Origin of the sequence: Roseateles sp. DAIF2 (assembly GCF_015624425.1) — a bacterium.
In the GTDB taxonomy this organism is placed as follows: Bacteria; Pseudomonadota; Gammaproteobacteria; order Burkholderiales; family Burkholderiaceae_C; genus Kinneretia.
Window position 1 is genome coordinate 113,510 of record NZ_CP049919.1, and the last position, 15,821, is coordinate 129,330.

Here is a 15,821-nt window from a genome sequence, read left to right on the forward strand (position 1 = left end):
GCCGGCGACTGTTCCGCTAGCCGCCACGGGCCTGGGCGTTCTGCGCTCGGGCCCGCTTTGTTTGCGCGGCCGGCGGCGCACAATCGATGCATCGTCAATTTCCCCTGATGGAGCGTCCGCGATGAATGCACCCGCCCACCTGCCGGCCGCCGCCGAACGCCGTGCCGTGCCGCCGGCGATGCTGCAGGCGCTGCAGGCCCGCTTCGGCGAGCAGCGCTGCTCGACCGCGCTGGCGCTGCGCCAGCAGCATGGGCGCGACGAGTCGCCCTTCGATGTCGATCCGCCGGACTGCGTGGTGTTCGCCGAAAGCACCGAGGAGGTGGCCTTCGTGATGGCCCAGGCCCATGCCCATGGCGTGCCGGTGATCCCCTATGGCGCCGGCTCCTCGCTGGAGGGGCATCTGCTGGCGGTGCAGGGCGGGGTCAGCCTCGATGTCTCGCGCATGAAATCCATCCTGCATGTGCATGCCGAGGACCTGACCGTCACGGTGCAGGCCGGCGTGACGCGCAACCAGCTGAACGCCGAGATCCGCCACCAGGGACTGTTCTTCCCGATCGACCCCGGCGCCGATGCCTCGCTGGGCGGCATGGCGGCCACGCGCGCCAGCGGCACGAACGCGGTGCGCTACGGCACGATGCGCGAGAACGTGCTGGGCCTGACCGTGGTGACGCCCGAGGGCGAGGTGATACGCACCGGCTCGCGTGCCCGCAAGAGCAGCGCCGGCTACGACCTGACGCGCCTGTTCGTCGGCAGCGAGGGGACCCTGGGCGTGATCACCGAGGTCAGCCTGCGCATCTTTCCGCTGCCCGAGGCGGTGTCGGCCGCGATCTGCTTCTTCCCCAGCATCGATGCCGCGGTGCAGACCACGATCCAGATCATCCAGCTGGGCGTGCCGATCGCGCGCTGCGAGCTGCTGGACGCGCATTCGGTGCGCGCCGTCAATCTGCACGACAAGCTGGGCCTGCGCGAGGCGCCGATGCTGCTGATGGAGTTCCACGGCTCCGAGGCCGGCGTGGCCGAGCAGGCGAAAACGGTGCAGGAGATCGCGCGCGATTTCGGCGGCGAGGACTTCGACTGGGCCACCACGCCCGAGGCCCGTACCAGGCTCTGGACCGCGCGCCACCATGCCTATCTGTCGGCGTTGCAAACCAAACCGGGCTGCCGCTGCGTCACCACCGACACCTGCGTGCCGATCTCGCGCCTGGCGGAATCGATCAACGAATCGGTGCAGGAGGTGGAGGCCGCAGGCCTGCCGTACTTCATCGTCGGCCATGTCGGCGACGGCAATTTCCACCTGGGCTATCTGATCGACCCCGAGATCCCGGCCGAGCGCGAGACCGCCGAGCGACTGTCGGCCCAGATGGTGCAGCGCGCGCTGCGCCTGGACGGCACCTGCACCGGCGAGCATGGCATCGGCCTGCACAAGCAGGGCTTCCTGGTCGAGGAGGCCGGCGAGGGCGCGGTGGACATGATGCGTCGGCTGAAGCTGGCGCTGGACCCGAAGAACATCATGAACCCGGGGAAGATCTTTTCCCTGTAGCTCGCCGCGCCGCCCCAAGGCGCGGCACCATGAACAAGAACCGGGTCGCGCCCGGTTCTTGTTCAGCCCCCAGCTGGGGTGCAAGGCGAGCGTACCCGCGAGCGGGGGGTCAATGGGCGGGTGCTGGGACGCTCCAGCGCTTGGTGACGTCTCCGGCGTCGTTGACCGACTCCAGCTGCACGCCGAAGCCCCAGAGCCGCGCCACATGCTTCATGACCTCCTGCGCGCTGTCGTGCAGGGGCCGGTTCAGGTGCTGGGTATGGCGCAGGGTCAGGGAGCGGTCGCCGCGCAGGTTGACGTTCCAGACCTGGATATTGGGTTCGCGGGTCGAGAGGTCGTACTGCCGTGACAGGGCCTCGCGCACATGCTGGTAGCCGGCCTCGTCATGGATCGCCGAGATCTCGTATTCGCTCTGGTGCTCGTCGTCGATGATCGAGAACAGGCGGAACTCGCGCATCAGGTGCGGGCTCAGGTACTGGCCGATGAAGCTCTCGTCCTTGTAGTTGCGCATCGCGTGATCGAGGGTCGGCAGCCAGGGGGCCCCGGCGATGTCGGGGAACCAGCGGCGGTCCTCCTCGGTGGGCGCCTCGCAGATGCGCTTGATGTCGGTGTACATCGCGAAGCCCAGCGCATAGGGGTTCAGATTGGCCATCGGCGGCTGCGCGACCACATTGGTGTGCGACTTCAGCCATTCGATCATCATGCCGTCGCTCAGATAGCCATCGTCGTACATGGTGTTGAGCAGGCGGTGGTGCCAGAAGGTGGCCCAGCCCTCGTTCATCACCTGGGTCTGGCGCTGCGGATAGAAGTACTGCGCGATCTTGCGCACGATGCGCACGATCTCGCGCTGCCAGGGCTCCAGCAGTGGCGCGTTCTTCTCGATGAAGTACAGCAGGTTCTCCTGCGGCTCCTCGGGGAAGCGGCGCGAGCCCTTTTCCTCCTCGGCCTTGTCCTTGCCGCGCGGCAGGGTGCGCCAGAGGTCGTTGATCTGCTGCTGGGCGTAATGCTCGCGGTCATGCTGGCGCGCGCGTTCCTCGGCCAGCGAGAGCTTGGACGGCCGGCGGTAGCGGTCCACGCCATGGTTCATCAGCGCATGGCAGGAATCGAGCAACTGCTCGACCGTATCCAGGCCATGGCGCTCCTCGCATTCGGCCACATAGTTCTTCGCATAGACCAGGTAGTCGATGATGGACGAGGCATCGGTCCACATGCGGAACAGGTAGTTGCCCTTGAAGAAGCTGTTGTGGCCGTAGCAGGCATGGGCGATCACCAGGGCCTGCATCGCCATCGTGTTCTCCTCCATCAGGTAGGCGATGCAGGGGTCGGAGTTGATGACGATCTCGTAGGCCAGGCCCATCTGGCCGCGCTTGTAGTTGCGCTCGGTGGCGATGAACTCCTTGCCGTAGCTCCAGTGGCGGTAGTTGACCGGCATGCCCACCGAGGCATAGGCATCCATCATCTGCTCGGAGCTGATCACCTCCAGCTGGTTCGGATAGGTGTCCAGGCCGTAGCGCTCGGCGGTTTGGCGGATCACCTCGTGGTACTCCTCGACCAGTTCGAAGGTCCAGTCGCTGGGCGCGGGCAGGGGCCGGGCGGGGCGCTGCTTCAGCGGCAGCATCTCGCGCAGCGGCTCGCGCCGGCGCCGGCCGCCGTAGTCGTTGCTGGAGGGGGCGATGCCGATGTTGCGGCGATTCTCGACCGGGCTCATTGGGAAACCTCCGTGCTTCGCACTGCGGTGCGAACCCCATTCGGGGCGGCCGGGCGGGGGCTCATACCGCCGCTCCTTCCTTCTTGAACAGATCGCGGAATACCGGATAGATCTCGGCCACCTCGACCGCCTTGCGCATCGCGAAGCGCGGCTCCTCGTCGGCGAGCTTGGCGTATTCCTCCCAGAGGTTCTGTTCGGCCTCGGCCACCTGCACATAGGCGAAGTAGCGGCACAGCGGCAGGATCTTGTCGGTCAGCAGCTCGCGGCAGCGGCCGCTGTCATGGTGCCAGTTGTCGCCGTCGCTGGCCTGGGCGCCGTAGATGTTCCATTCGGTCGGCGAGTAGCGTGCGCGGATGATCTCCTCCATCAGCACCAGGGCCGAGCTGACCACCGTGCCGCCGGTCTCGGTGGCATGGAAGAAGTTCTGCTCGTCGACCTCCTGCGCCTGGGTGTGGTGGCGGATGAAGACCACCTCGATCTTCTCGTAATGACGGGTCAGGAACAGATAGAGCAGGATGAAGAAGCGCTTGGCCAGGTCCTTGCGCGCCTCGTCCATCGAGCCGCTGACGTCCATCAGGCAGAACATCACCGCGCGCGTGGTCGGCACCGGCACGCGGATGCGGTTGCGAAAGCGTAGGTCGATCGGATCGAGAAAGGGGATGGCACCGATGCGCTGCTTCAGATGCGCGATGCGCGCCTCGGTCTCGGCCAGCAGGGCCTTCACGTCGGGCTTGCGCTGGTCCTCGCGGTGCAGCAGCTCCAGCCGCTCTTCCAGCTCATGCAGCTCGCGGCGCTTGTCCATGCCCAGCGCGATGCGGCGGCCCAGGGCGCCTCGCATCGAGCGCACCACATGCAGATTGGTCGGCGTGCCGTCCGACACATAGCCGGCGCGCTGCGTCTTCCACTCGGGCGTGTCGGCCAGGGTGGTGCGCGCCAGATTGGGCAGGGCCAGGTCTTCGAAGAAGACCTGCATGAACTCTTCCTTGCTGAGGTGGAAGACGAAATCGTCATCGCCCTCGCCGGAATCGCTGGCCTGGCCGCCGCCGCCCTGACCCTGGCCGCCCTGCGGCTTCGGGATGCGGTCGCCGCGCACATGCTCGGTATTGCCGGGGCGCACGACCTCGCGCGTGCCGCCCTCGCCATGGCCGAACACCGGTTCACTCAGATCCCGCTTGGGGATATGCACATCTTCGCCGCGCTCCATGTCGCGGATGCCCCGGCCATCCACGGCGCGCCTGACCGCCTCTCGGATCTGCTCCTTGTGGCGGCGCAGGAAGCGCTCGCGGTTGCCGATGGATTTGTTCTTCCCTGACAGCCGACGGTCGATGATTTGTTGCAGCATCTTCGGTCCTTGGCCCTGTCACGGCCCTTGTGGCGTCACTTCATCATGATCAGGAACTCTTGCGCACCCGCAGGTACCACTCGCAGAGCAGTCGCACCTGCTTGGCCGTGTAACCCTTGTCGACCATGCGCTGCACGAAGTTCTCGTGCTTCTTGGCCTCGTCGGCGCTGGCCTTGGCGTTGAAGCTGATGACGGGCAGCAGCTCCTCGGTGTTGGAGAACATCTTCTTCTCGATCACGGTGCGCAGCTTCTCGTAGCTGGTCCAGGTCGGGTTCTTGCCGGCGTTGTTGGCGCGCGCGCGCAGCACGAAGTTGACGATCTCGTTGCGGAAGTCCTTGGGGTTGCTGATGCCGGCGGGCTTCTCGATCTTCTCCAGCTCGGCGTTCAGCGCCGAGCGGTCGAACACCTCGCCGGTGTCGGTGTCGCGGTACTCCTGGTCCTGGATCCAGTAGTCGGCATAGGTGACGTAGCGGTCGAAGATGTTCTGGCCGTACTCGCTATAGCTTTCCAGATAGGCGGTCTGGATCTCCTTGCCGATGAACTCGGCGTAGCGCGGCGCCAGCAGCTCCTTGATGAAGCCGACGTACTTCTGCTCCAGCTCGGCCGGGAACTGCTCGCGCTCGATCTGCTGTTCCAGCACATACATCAGATGCACCGGATTGGCGGCCAGCTCGGCGCTGTCGAAGTTGAAGACCTTGGAGATGATCTTGTAGGCGAAGCGCGTGCTGGTGCCGCTCATGCCCTCGTCGACGCCGGCGTAGTCGCGGTACTCCTGATAGCTCTTGGCGCGCGGGTCGGTGTCCTTCAGGTTCTCGCCGTCGTAGACCTGCATCTTGGAGTACAGCGAGCTGTTCTCCGGCTCCTTCAGGCGCGTCAGGATCGCGAACTGGCTCATCATCTTCAGGGTGCCGGGGGCGCACTTGGCTTCGCCCAGCGAGGAGCCGCGGATCAGCTTCTCGTAGATTTTCACTTCCTCGCTGACGCGCAGGCAGTAGGGCACCTTGACGATGTAGATGCGATCCAGGAAGGCCTCGTTGTTCTTGTTGTTGCGGAAGGTCTTCCACTCGCTCTCATTGCTGTGCGCCAGCACGATGCCGTCGAAGGGGATCGCGCCGAAGCCCTCGGTGCCCTTGAAGTTGCCTTCCTGTGTCGCGGTCAGCAGCGGATGCAGCACCTTGATCGGCGCCTTGAACATCTCGACGAATTCCAGCAGGCCCTGGTTCGCCAGGCACAGGCCGCCGGAATAGCTGTAGGCATCGGGGTCGTCCTGCGCGAAGGTCTCGAGCTTGCGGATGTCGACCTTGCCGACCAGCGACGAGATGTCCTGGTTGTTCTCGTCGCCCGGCTCGGTCTTGGCGACGCCGACCTGGCGCAGCACGCTGGGGTAGCGCTTGACCACCTTGAAGCGCCGGATGTCGCCGCCGAACTCCTCCAGGCGCTTGACGGCCCAGGGGCTCATGATGCGGTTCAGGTAACGCTGCGGGATGCCGTATTCCTTCTCCAGCAGCGGGCCGTCCTCGGCGGCGTTGAACAGGCCCAGCGGTGATTCGTTGACCGGCGAGCCGGCCAGCGCATAGAAGGGCACCAGTTCCATCAGGTACTTCAGGCGCTCGGCGATCGAGCTCTTGCCGCCGCCGACCGGGCCCAGCAGGTAGAGGATCTGCTTCTTCTCCTCCAGCCCCTGCGCGGCATGGCGGAAGTAGCTGACGACCTGCTCGATCGCCTCCTCCATGCCGTAGAACTCGGCGAAGGCCGGATAGATCTTGATCGTCTTGTTGGCGAAGATGCGCGACAGGCGCGTGTCGTTGCGCGTGTCCACCATCTGCGGCTCACCGATGGCCTGCAGCATGCGTTCCGCCGAGGTGGCGTAGGCAAGCGGGTTGCGTTTGCACTCGGCCAGATACTCTTCCAGCGAGAGTTCCTCGACCCGGGTGCGTTCGTAGCGAGCGGCGAAGCTGCTGATCACGTCCATGCTGACCTCCTGTGTCGGGTGAGACGCCGCCGGGCGTGAATCCACCGGCATCGTCTGGGAAGTTCTGATGGCGCCCCTACATCGGGACCGAGGCGTCATCAGAGCTTTCCGAGGTCAGCGTGATCTGTTGCTAGCTTGGTTCAAGGCCGTGGCCTCGATGACAGGATAAACCTTGTCTTGGCCCTTCAACACCTTTGATGCCCCAAGCGTTGACACCATGCTACGCCCTTCTGTGAGTTCCTGCGCAGGGCAAGACCTGGCCCCCCGCCGAGCCCCCCCGAATACGGTGGAAGAGGCCTGCATATGGATATGCATGGCGCGTGCCAGCCCGGCGGGCGGGGCATGAAAAAAGCCGTGAACGAGTCACGGCTTTGCGCATCTTTACCGGCTGGTCCTACTGCGGTCCGCGCAGCCGCTCGATCAGGCCGTTGAGCTCGTCCAGCGAGCCGAACTGGATCGACAGCTCGCCCTGCTCGCCGCGCTTGGTGCGCTTCTTGACGCGGATCTCGACCTGGGCGGTCAGCAGGTCCGACAGCTCCTCCTCAAGACGCAGCACGTCGCGGCTCTTGTCGCCCTTGACGCGCAGCAGCGGCTTCTGGCGCCCCGCGCCCTGGCGCGCCACCAGCTTCTCGGCCTCGCGCACGCTGAGCTTTTTTGCGGCAATTTCGGTGGCTGCGGTGATCTGGTGAGCGCCATCCAGCGGCAGCAGGGCGCGCGCATGGCCCATGTCGATGTCGCCGGCCATCAGCATGTTCTGCACCGGATCGGCCAACTGCAGCAGGCGCAGCAGGTTGCTGGCGGCGCTGCGCGAGCGGCCCACGGCCTGGGCGGCCTGTTCATGGGTCAGGCCGAACTCCTCGGTCAGGCGCTTCAGGCCCTGGGCCTCTTCCAGCGGGTTCAGGTCCTCGCGCTGGATGTTCTCGATCAGGGCCATCGCGGCGGCGGCCTCGTCGGGCACGGCCTTGACCAGCACCGGCACCTCGCGCAGGCCGGCCAGCTTGGCGGCGCGGAAGCGCCGTTCGCCGGCGATGATCTCGTAGCGCGCGGCGCCATCCTTCGACGATTCTGGCGTGATCGGCCGCACCAGGATGGGCTGCATGATGCCCTGGCCCTTGATGCTCTCGGCCAGCTCGTACAGCGAGCCCTCGTCCATGCGGGTGCGCGGCTGGTACTTGCCGGCCTGCATCAGTTCCAGGCGCAGGCTGCTGGGTTCGCCGTCGCGGGCGGCCGCCGCTGCCGGGTTGTCGCTGACTTTGGGGCCCAGCAGGGCCTCCAGGCCCATGCCGAGGCCCTTGGGTTTTTTCGTGACCATAGGGGCGCGATTGTCCCTTATGCGCGGAGTTGGGCCAGCAGGGCCTGACCCTCGGGCCAATCGGCCAGGCCCGACTCGCTGTTGATATGCCCGCGCGGGCCGATCAGCACCAGCTCGGCGCCCCAGTCGGCGGCCATCTGCGCGCCGCGCTCCGGGGCGCAGTAGGGGTCGTCGCTGCTGAGCACGGCGATGGCGGGGAAGGGCAGGCGGGGGCGGCGGATCGGGCGCCAGTTGTGCAGCTGCGGCGGCATGTGCTCGGCCTCGGTATCGGGCGGCGCCACCAGCAGCGCGCCCCGGACGCGGGCGTGGTGCTGCGAATGCTCGGCCCAGCTGGCCACCAGCTGGCAGCCCAGCGAATGCGCGACCAGCACCGCGGGCTCCTCGCTGGCCAGCAGCACCTCGTCCAGCCGCGCCATCCAGTCGCCGCGGCGCGGCCAGGTCCAGTCGGCCTGCTCGACCCGCTGGTAGCCGAATTGCCGCTCCCAGCGGCTCTGCCAGTGGTCCGGGTCTGAATTCAGCCACCCGGGCAATAACATGACACGCGCCATCGAACCCCTCTTGCCTTATGCTTCGCTTCCCTTTGGTGTGCGCGATTGTGCGGGAGAAGTAGTCATGGCTTTCAAGGTGTTTGTCGATGGTCAGGAAGGAACGACCGGCCTGCGCATTCACGAGTACCTGGCCGGCCGCGCCGACGTCGAGGTGCTGAAGATCGATGCCGACAAGCGCAAGGACGCCGCCGAGCGCGCGCGCCTGCTGAACGCCTCCGACGTCTCCTTCCTGTGCCTGCCGGACGTCGCCTCGCGCGAGGCCGCGTCGCTGGTCACCAATCCCGACACCTGCCTGATCGATGCCAGCACGGCGCACCGCACGGCGCCCGGCTGGACCTTCGGCCTGCCCGAGCTGGCCCGCGGCCAGCGCGACAAGATCCGCGCCGCCAAGCGCATCTCGAACCCGGGCTGCCATTCCAGCGCCTTCATCCTGGCGGTGCGTCCGCTGGTCGATGCCGGCCTGCTGCCGGCCGAGGCCCTGATCAGCGCCAGCTCGATCACCGGCTACTCCGGCGGCGGCAAGTCGATGATTGCGCAGTACGAGGCCGGCGGCGACGCCAAGCTGGATTCGCCGCGCCCCTATGCACTGGGCCTGGCGCACAAGCATCTGCCCGAGATGATGGCCCACACCGGCCTGAAGACCGCGCCGGTGTTCGTGCCCATCGTCGGCAGCTTCTACAAGGGCCTGGCGGTGACCGTGCCGCTGCATCTGAGCCAGCTGCGCGCCGGCTCCAAGGCCGAGCATCTGCACGAGGTGCTGAGCGCCCATTACGCCGGCGAGCGCTTCATCAACGTGCTGCCGCTGCGCGATCCCGCGACCCTGGAGACGGGCTTTTACGACGTGCAGGCCTGCAACGACACCAACCGGGTGGACATCGCTGTCTTCGGCAGCGAGACGCAAGTGCTGGTGATGGCCCGCCTGGACAACCTGGGCAAGGGCGCCAGCGGCGCCGCGGTGCAGTCGATGAACGTGCACCTGGGCCTGGACGAGGCGCTCGGCCTCTGATGTCTGAAAGCCGGGTCTGGCGTCGCGACGCCGACCTTCCGCCGGCCGACCTGGACGCGATCCGCGAGGGTGTGATCGTCCATGGCCGGCAGCAGACCCAGGGCAGCGACGCCCAAGACATCGCCTGCGGGCTCTACGAGGACGGCGCCCTGGTCGCCGGCGCCTGGGGCCGCACCGAGTTCCAGCGCCTGTACATCAGCTACCTCTGGGTGGCGGCCGAGCGCCGCGGCGAGGGCCTGGGCGGCGAGCTGCTGCGCCAGGTCGAGGCCCAGGCGCTGAAGCGCGGCTGCGTCGACGCACTGATCGAGACCCTGCTGGACGAGGTGGCCGAGCTCTACGAGCATCTCGGCTATGCCTGCATCGCCCATGTGCACGACTATGTACCGGGCTTTACCCGCCACACCCTGCTGAAGGTCTGGCAGCCGCGCGACTAGAGCCGGGCTTTCTTGCGTTCTCAGCGCAGCTCGGTCAGCGGGCTGCGGTAGTGGTAGCGGTAGGCCGATTCGAAACCCAGGCGCTGGTAGACGCGCTGCGCCACGAGGTTGTCGCTGCTCACCTGCAGATAGGCCTCGGCGGCCCCTTCGGCGCGCGCGCGCTGCAGCAGGGCCAGGCACAGGGTCCGGGCATGGCCGCGGCCGCGCTGCTCGGTCGGGGTGAAGATGTCGTAGAGCCCGACGATGCCGCCCTCGCGGGCGAACTGGCCGCAGGCGAGCAGGGCGCCCGCGGCATCGCGCAGGCAATGGCCGCGGTAGGGCACGGGCGACTCCAGCAGGCGCTGGGCATGGGCTTCGATCTCGCCACGGCTGGAGCCGCGCAGCACCCCCACCACCGCGGCATAGGCCGGCGCATCGACGGCCGCGATCATCTGGCCCGCCGTCAGGACCGGCTCGGGCAGGTCGTCCAGCCGGGGCCGCACCATCACATCGGTCAGATCGAAGCGGGACCAGCCCTGGGCGGCCAGGTGCGCATCCAGATCGACCGGGCGGCTGAAGGGGGTGACCCGCACGCACAGCGGCAGGCCGGCGCTCGCGAAGGCACCGGCGCAGCGCCGCAGCAGCTCGTCCAGCGGCAAGCTACCCTCGTCCAGCGCATTGACGCAGCGCGAGCGCTTGGCCTTGCCGGGGGAGAGGCGGATCAGCCAGCCCTCGATGCGCTGCTGCTGGGGCGGTGTGCTGGCGTTCAGGCCGGCCTCCTCGGCGCGGCGCGCCAGGGCCAGCAGGGGTGCGGGGATGCGCTCGGCGGCGGGCTGCATCACATCTTGCCGACGCGGCGCACCATTTCCTTGGCAAAGTCGACGAAGGCCTGGGCGCCCTTGGAGGCCGGGTCGAACACGACGCCGGGCATGCCGTAGCTGGGGGCCTCGGCCAGGCGCACATTGCGCGGGATCACGGTGTCGAACACCTTGTCGCCGAAGTGGCTCTTCAGCTGTTCGCTGACCTGCTGCTGCAGGGTGATGCGCGGGTCGAACATCACGCGCAGCAGGCCGATGATCTGCAGGTCCGGGTTCAGGTTGGCATGCACCTGCTTGATCGTGTTGACCAGATCGGACAGGCCCTCCAGTGCGAAGTATTCGCACTGCATCGGCACCACCACGCCATGGGCCGAGCACAGGCCGTTCAGGGTCAGCATCGACAGCGAGGGCGGGCAGTCGATCAGCACGAAATCGTAGTCGTCGCTGGCCGCGGCGATGGCGGCCTTCAGGCGGCGCTCGCGGCGCTCCAGCTCGACCAGCTCCACCTCGGCACCGGCCAGCTCGCGGTTCGCGCCCAGCACGTCATAGCCAACCTTCTCGCTGCGCTGCTTGGCCTCGGCGATGCTGGCGGATTCCAGCAGCACGTCATAGACGGTCAACTCCAGCGCGCGCTTGTCGACGCCCGAGCCCATCGTGGCATTGCCCTGCGGGTCCAGGTCGACGACCAGCACCCGCTGGCCGACCTGGGCCAGGCCGGCCGCGAGGTTGACGGTCGTGGTGGTCTTGCCGACCCCGCCTTTTTGATTGGCAACGCAGAAGATTTTCGCCATGGTCTGGTTTTTCTCGGAGGCAGCGATGGTAGCCCGGAAGCGGGCGGGCCAAGGACGGATCAGGCCCGCGGTTTGATCCAGATGAGACAGCGCTGGGCATCTAGGCCGGGCACCGCCAGTTGTTCCACGTGAAACACGTCGAGGTCCGGGGGCAGGGCGGCCAGTTCCTCGGTCGGATGCTGGCCCTTCATTGCCAACCAGATGGCGCCGGGTTTCAGGTGCTGGCGGGTGAGGGTGGTGAAGTCCAGCAGCGAGGCGAAGGCGCGCGAGGTGATCAGGTCAAAAGGCGGGACCTGCAGTTCCTCGACGCGGGAATGTTCGCCGTGCAGATTGCGCAGGCCCAGTTCGACCGCGACCTGCTTGATGAAGCTGGCCTTCTTGGCCACCGCATCGACACAGATGACATCAATCTGCGGCGCGCAGATCGCGACCACTACGCCGGGCAGGCCACCGCCGCTACCCACGTCCATCATCCGTAGGGGGGTGTCGGCTGCATGGCGCAGCAGGGCCGGTAGCAGGCTCAGGCTGTCCACCAGATGCTGGGTCAGCATGGCCTGCGGATCGCGCACCGCGGTCAGGTTGTAGACCTTGTTCCATTTCTGGATCAGGCCCAGGTAGGCGAGCAACTGTTCGAGTTGGCTGTCGTCGAGCTTGAGGCCGAGTTCGGCGGCTGCTTGGGTCAGGGCTTGTTTCATCGTCTCTTCTTCAGGCGGCATCGGCGAAGCCCTTGAACCGGCCTTTCTTCAGGTGGACCAGCAGCAGCGAGATCGCGGCCGGCGTGACGCCGGAGATGCGCGAGGCCTGGCCCAGGGTCTCGGGCTTGTGCTTGGCCAGCTTCTGGCGCACCTCGATGGAGAGGGCGCTGACCTGGCCATAGTCCAGCTCGGCGGGCAGCTTCAGATTCTCGAAATGGGCGGCGCGGGCCACATCCTCGACCTGCTTGTTGATATAGCCGGCGTACTTGACGCTGGTCTCGATCTGCTCGATCACGGCTTCGGCCATCGTGCCGCCCAGTTCGCTCGCCAGCGTTTCACGTGAAACACCGCTCTCGGGTTTTGCAATCGCGGCCACTTCGACGAGGGTATCGAACTGCACGCCGGGCCGGCGCAACAGGTCGATCAGGGTGTACTCGCGCTCCAGGGCCTTGCCAACGAGTCGTTCGGCGTCGGCCGCGGGCAGGGTGCCGGGATGCACCCAGGTGCTCTTCAGCTTCTCGGTTTCACGTGAAACAGCATCGCGCTTGCGGTTGAAGGCATCCCAGCGGGCGTCGTCCACCAGGCCCAGTTCGCGGCCCTTCTCGGTCAGGCGCAGGTCGGCGTTGTCCTCGCGCAGCTGCAGGCGGAACTCGGCCCGGCTGGTGAACATGCGGTAGGGCTCGGTCACGCCCTTGGTGATCAGGTCGTCGACCAGCACGCCCAGATAGGCCTGGTCGCGCGTCGGCAGCCAGGCTTCCTTGCCTTGCACCTGCAGCGCGGCGTTCAGGCCGGCGAACAGGCCCTGGGCCGCGGCCTCCTCGTAGCCGGTCGTGCCGTTGATCTGGCCGGCGAAGAACAGGCCCTGGATCGCGCGGGTCTCGAAGCTGCTCTTCAGCTCGCGTGGGTCGAAGTAGTCGTACTCGATCGCATAGCCGGGGCGCAGGATATGCGCGTTCTCCAGGCCGGGGATGGACTGCACGGCGGCCAGCTGGATGTCGAAGGGCAGGGAGGTGGAGATGCCGTTCGGGTAGAACTCATGCGTGGTCAGACCCTCGGGTTCCAGGAAGATCTGGTGCGAGTCCTTGTCGGCGAAGCGGTTCACTTTGTCCTCGATCGAGGGGCAGTAGCGCGGGCCCACGCCCTCGATCACGCCGGTGAACATCGGGCTGCGCTCGAAGCCGGAACGGATGATCTCGTGCGTGCGCGCCGAGGTGTGGGTGATCCAGCAGGGCAGCTGCGCCGGATGCTGGTCGGCCGAGCCCATGAAGCTGAACACCGGCATCGGCGCGTCGCTGCCGGGCATGCCGTCGCCGGGCTGCTCGATGCACTTGGAGAAGTCGATCGTGCGGCCGTCGATGCGCGGCGGCGTGCCGGTCTTGAGCCGCCCCTGCGGCAGCTTCAGCTCCTTCAGGCGGGCCGACAGGCTGACGGCCGGCGGGTCGCCGGCGCGGCCGGCGCTGTAGTTCTGCAGGCCGATGTGGATGCGGCCGTCCAGGAAGGTGCCGGCGGTCAGCACCACGGCGCGGCCGCGGAAAGCGATGCCGCTCTGCGTCACAGCGCCGACCACCTTGTCGCCCTCGACCATCAGGTCATCGACCGACTGCTGGAACAGCATCAGGTTCGGCTGGTTCTCCAGGCGGCGGCGGATCGCGGCCTTGTAGAGCACGCGGTCGGCCTGGGCGCGGGTGGCGCGCACGGCCGGGCCCTTGGAGCCGTTCAGGATGCGGAACTGGATGCCGCCCTCGTCGGTGGCCGCGGCCATCGCGCCGCCCAGCGCGTCGACCTCCTTGACCAGATGGCCCTTGCCGATGCCGCCGATCGAAGGGTTGCAGCTCATCTGGCCCAGGGTCTCGATATTGTGGGTCAGCAGCAGGGTGGAGACGCCCATGCGCGCAGCCGCGAGCGCGGCCTCGGTGCCGGCATGGCCGCCACCGACCACGATGACGTCGAATTCCTTGGGATAGAGCATGGCTTGAGCCTCGATCGGGCGCCGCAAAGATGGGAAAAACGTCGGCGCGGGCAAACCCTGAATTTTACGGGCGGCCTGTGGATAAGTCACGGCCGAGGGGCATGGGCGGCGCGACAATATTGCCCATCATGAACTGCCGTGACCATTGCGCCGCCTGCTGCATCGCGCCGTCGATCAGCTCGCCGATCCCGGGTATGCCCAACGGCAAGCCGGCGGGCATGCGCTGCATCCAGCTCGACGACGAGGATCGCTGCAAGATCTTCGGCTCGGCCGAGCGCCCAGAGGTCTGCGGTTCGCTGCAGCCCAGCGAGATCATGTGTGGCGAAACGCGCGAACAGGCGATGCGCTGGCTGGGCTGGATGGAGCGGGAAACGGCGCCCTGAGGGACAACTGGCCTAGACTGGTTTCACGGGAAACCAAGGGAGACAAGTCCATGGCCGATCGTCGTCTGCTGCTCCAGTCCGGCCTCGCCGCCGCCGCTGTTACTACGGGTTTGACGGGCGGGCTGCTGCTGCCACGGTCCGCGGCGGCCCAGTCGGCACCCTGGCCCAGTCGTTCGGTCCGCCTGGTCGTGCCCTTTGCGCCGGGCGGCAGCAGCGAGATCGTGGCGCGCGCCACCGCGGTGGAGCTGAGCAAGACCCTGGGCCAGACCGTCTATGTCGAGAACAAGCCCGGTGGCGGCGGCAATATCGCGATGGGCGAGGTGGCCCGCGCCGACGATCAGCACACCCTGATCCTGGGCCATATCGGCACGCTGGCGGTGAACCCCTTCATCTACGACAAGCTGCCCTTCGACACCAACCGCGACTTCCGCCAGGTGACCCTGCTGGCCAAGGTGCCCAGCCTCTATGTGCTGCATCCGGAGGTGCCGGCCAGGGACCTGAAGGAGTTCGTCGCCCTGGTGCGCGGCAAGCCGGGCCGGCTGAACTACGGCTCGGCCGGCAATGGCAGCGCCGGCCATCTGGCCTTTGAATACCTGAAGATGGTCGGCAACCTCTTCATCCTGCATGTGCCCTACCGCGGCACCGGCCCGCAGCTGACCGACCTGCTGGCCGGGCGCCTGGACGCGGCCGCGGTCGGCGCGCCGACCGTCATTCAGCACATCAAGGCGGGCAAGCTGCGCTGCATCGCCACCGGTTCCAAGGAGCGCCTGCCCCAGCTGCCCGAGGTGCCGACCGTGGCCGAACAGGGTTTCCCGGGCTTCGAGATGACGCAGTGGTACGGCCTGACCGCGCCGGCCACGATGGCCCAGGCCCATATCGACAAGCTGGCGATCGAGGCCGCGAAGGCGATCCGCTCGGTCTCGGCCCGGGAGCGCCTCAGCGCCGACGCGGCCGAGGCGGTGGGCAACACTCCGGCCCAGTTCGCGGCCTTCGTGGCCCAGGAGCAGCAGCGCTGGAAGGCCGTAGTGGCCCGCGCCAAGATCAAGCCGGATTGAGCGCGGCCGTCGGCTCGGCGGCCGCCTTGCGGCGGAACAGGCCGCGCAGCCTGGCCTCGACCCGGTCCCAATGCCGGTCGTGGAAATAGTGCAGCACGGTGTTGACCAACGGTTCCACGAAGGTCACGGCACCGGCGATCGCGACGCTGCCGGTCATCAGATAGGTCACGCCGAAGGCCGTGCCCAGATGCATCACTCCAAAGCTGGCGGTCTTGCTCATGAGTTCTATCTCCCGCTATCGGAAATCAATGTTCGATAGGGAAATGATA

15 protein-coding genes are annotated in these 15,821 nt (G+C 67.1%); 5 read left to right on the forward strand and 10 right to left on the reverse strand.

Annotated features, from left to right (window positions below; translation table 11 throughout):
- Positions 1-121 precede the first annotated feature (121 nt).
- A complete protein-coding gene (locus tag G8A07_RS00505; protein ID WP_195795195.1) occupies positions 122-1,540 on the forward strand; it encodes an FAD-binding oxidoreductase in 1,419 nt (472 codons plus the stop codon).
- Positions 1,541-1,649: 109 nt separating this feature from the next.
- Here G8A07_RS00505 and G8A07_RS00510 read toward each other — a convergent pair whose 3' ends face one another.
- The 5 genes from G8A07_RS00510 to G8A07_RS00530 form a co-directional block, all read right to left on the reverse strand.
- The gene (locus tag G8A07_RS00510) at positions 1,650-3,158 is read right to left on the reverse strand and encodes a SpoVR family protein (protein ID WP_249937397.1); all 1,509 of its coding nucleotides are present in this window, start codon (positions 3,156-3,158) and stop codon (positions 1,650-1,652) included.
- Between the two features lie 151 nt (positions 3,159-3,309).
- Positions 3,310-4,590 (reverse strand): YeaH/YhbH family protein, encoded by a 1,281-nt coding sequence (locus G8A07_RS00515; protein ID WP_213086213.1) that lies wholly within the window; start codon positions 4,588-4,590, stop codon positions 3,310-3,312.
- Between the two features lie 49 nt (positions 4,591-4,639).
- On the reverse strand, positions 4,640-6,562 hold the full coding sequence (locus G8A07_RS00520) for a PrkA family serine protein kinase (protein WP_195795197.1): 1,923 nt from the start codon (positions 6,560-6,562) through the stop codon (positions 4,640-4,642).
- Positions 6,563-6,956: 394 nt separating this feature from the next.
- Positions 6,957-7,874, reverse strand: coding sequence for a ParB/RepB/Spo0J family partition protein (locus tag G8A07_RS00525; protein WP_195795198.1), 918 nt, complete (start codon positions 7,872-7,874; stop codon positions 6,957-6,959).
- A gap of 17 nt (positions 7,875-7,891) precedes the next feature.
- Complete coding sequence (locus G8A07_RS00530; protein WP_371816406.1) at positions 7,892-8,410, reverse strand: RBBP9/YdeN family alpha/beta hydrolase; 519 nt, start codon at positions 8,408-8,410, stop codon at positions 7,892-7,894.
- 76 nt (positions 8,411-8,486) lie between these two features.
- On the opposite strand from G8A07_RS00530, the gene argC reads away from it, so the two are divergent.
- Together argC and G8A07_RS00540 are read left to right on the forward strand one after the other, a co-directional pair.
- A complete protein-coding gene (gene argC, locus G8A07_RS00535; RefSeq protein WP_195795200.1) occupies positions 8,487-9,428 on the forward strand; it encodes an N-acetyl-gamma-glutamyl-phosphate reductase in 942 nt (313 codons plus the stop codon).
- Positions 9,428-9,862, forward strand: a complete 435-nt coding sequence (locus G8A07_RS00540) for a GNAT family N-acetyltransferase (RefSeq protein WP_195795201.1) — start codon at positions 9,428-9,430, stop codon at positions 9,860-9,862. The genes argC and G8A07_RS00540 overlap by 1 nt, the downstream gene beginning before the upstream one ends.
- A gap of 20 nt (positions 9,863-9,882) precedes the next feature.
- Here G8A07_RS00540 and G8A07_RS00545 read toward each other — a convergent pair whose 3' ends face one another.
- Genes G8A07_RS00545 through mnmG form a run of 4 tightly spaced genes read right to left on the reverse strand, consistent with a single transcriptional unit; the run spans position 9,883 to position 14,114 of the window.
- Complete coding sequence (locus G8A07_RS00545) at positions 9,883-10,680, reverse strand: GNAT family N-acetyltransferase (protein ID WP_195795202.1); 798 nt, start codon at positions 10,678-10,680, stop codon at positions 9,883-9,885.
- Positions 10,680-11,450: a ParA family protein gene (locus G8A07_RS00550; protein WP_195795203.1), complete on the reverse strand. Its 771-nt coding sequence runs from the start codon at positions 11,448-11,450 to the stop codon at positions 10,680-10,682. Before G8A07_RS00550 ends, G8A07_RS00545 begins: the two co-directional genes overlap by 1 nt.
- Positions 11,451-11,509: 59 nt before the next feature.
- On the reverse strand, positions 11,510-12,166 hold the full coding sequence (gene rsmG, locus G8A07_RS00555) for a 16S rRNA (guanine(527)-N(7))-methyltransferase RsmG (protein WP_195795204.1): 657 nt from the start codon (positions 12,164-12,166) through the stop codon (positions 11,510-11,512).
- Positions 12,156-14,114 carry a tRNA uridine-5-carboxymethylaminomethyl(34) synthesis enzyme MnmG gene (gene mnmG, locus G8A07_RS00560; protein ID WP_195795205.1) on the reverse strand — a complete coding sequence of 653 codons (1,959 nt, stop codon included), beginning with the start codon at positions 14,112-14,114 and terminating at the stop codon, positions 12,156-12,158. The genes rsmG and mnmG overlap by 11 nt, the downstream gene beginning before the upstream one ends.
- A 128-nt stretch (positions 14,115-14,242) precedes the next feature.
- On the opposite strand from mnmG, the gene G8A07_RS00565 reads away from it, so the two are divergent.
- Together G8A07_RS00565 and G8A07_RS00570 are read left to right on the forward strand one after the other, a co-directional pair.
- Positions 14,243-14,497 carry a YkgJ family cysteine cluster protein gene (locus tag G8A07_RS00565; protein WP_195795206.1) on the forward strand — a complete coding sequence of 85 codons (255 nt, stop codon included), beginning with the start codon at positions 14,243-14,245 and terminating at the stop codon, positions 14,495-14,497.
- Between the two features lie 50 nt (positions 14,498-14,547).
- Positions 14,548-15,552, forward strand: coding sequence for a tripartite tricarboxylate transporter substrate binding protein (locus G8A07_RS00570; protein ID WP_195795207.1), 1,005 nt, complete (start codon positions 14,548-14,550; stop codon positions 15,550-15,552).
- Here G8A07_RS00570 and G8A07_RS00575 read toward each other — a convergent pair.
- Positions 15,539-15,772: a DUF2061 domain-containing protein gene (locus tag G8A07_RS00575; RefSeq protein WP_195795208.1), complete on the reverse strand. Its 234-nt coding sequence runs from the start codon at positions 15,770-15,772 to the stop codon at positions 15,539-15,541. The two genes, G8A07_RS00570 and G8A07_RS00575, sit on opposite strands and share 14 nt — an antisense overlap.
- Positions 15,773-15,821: the final 49 nt, after the last annotated feature.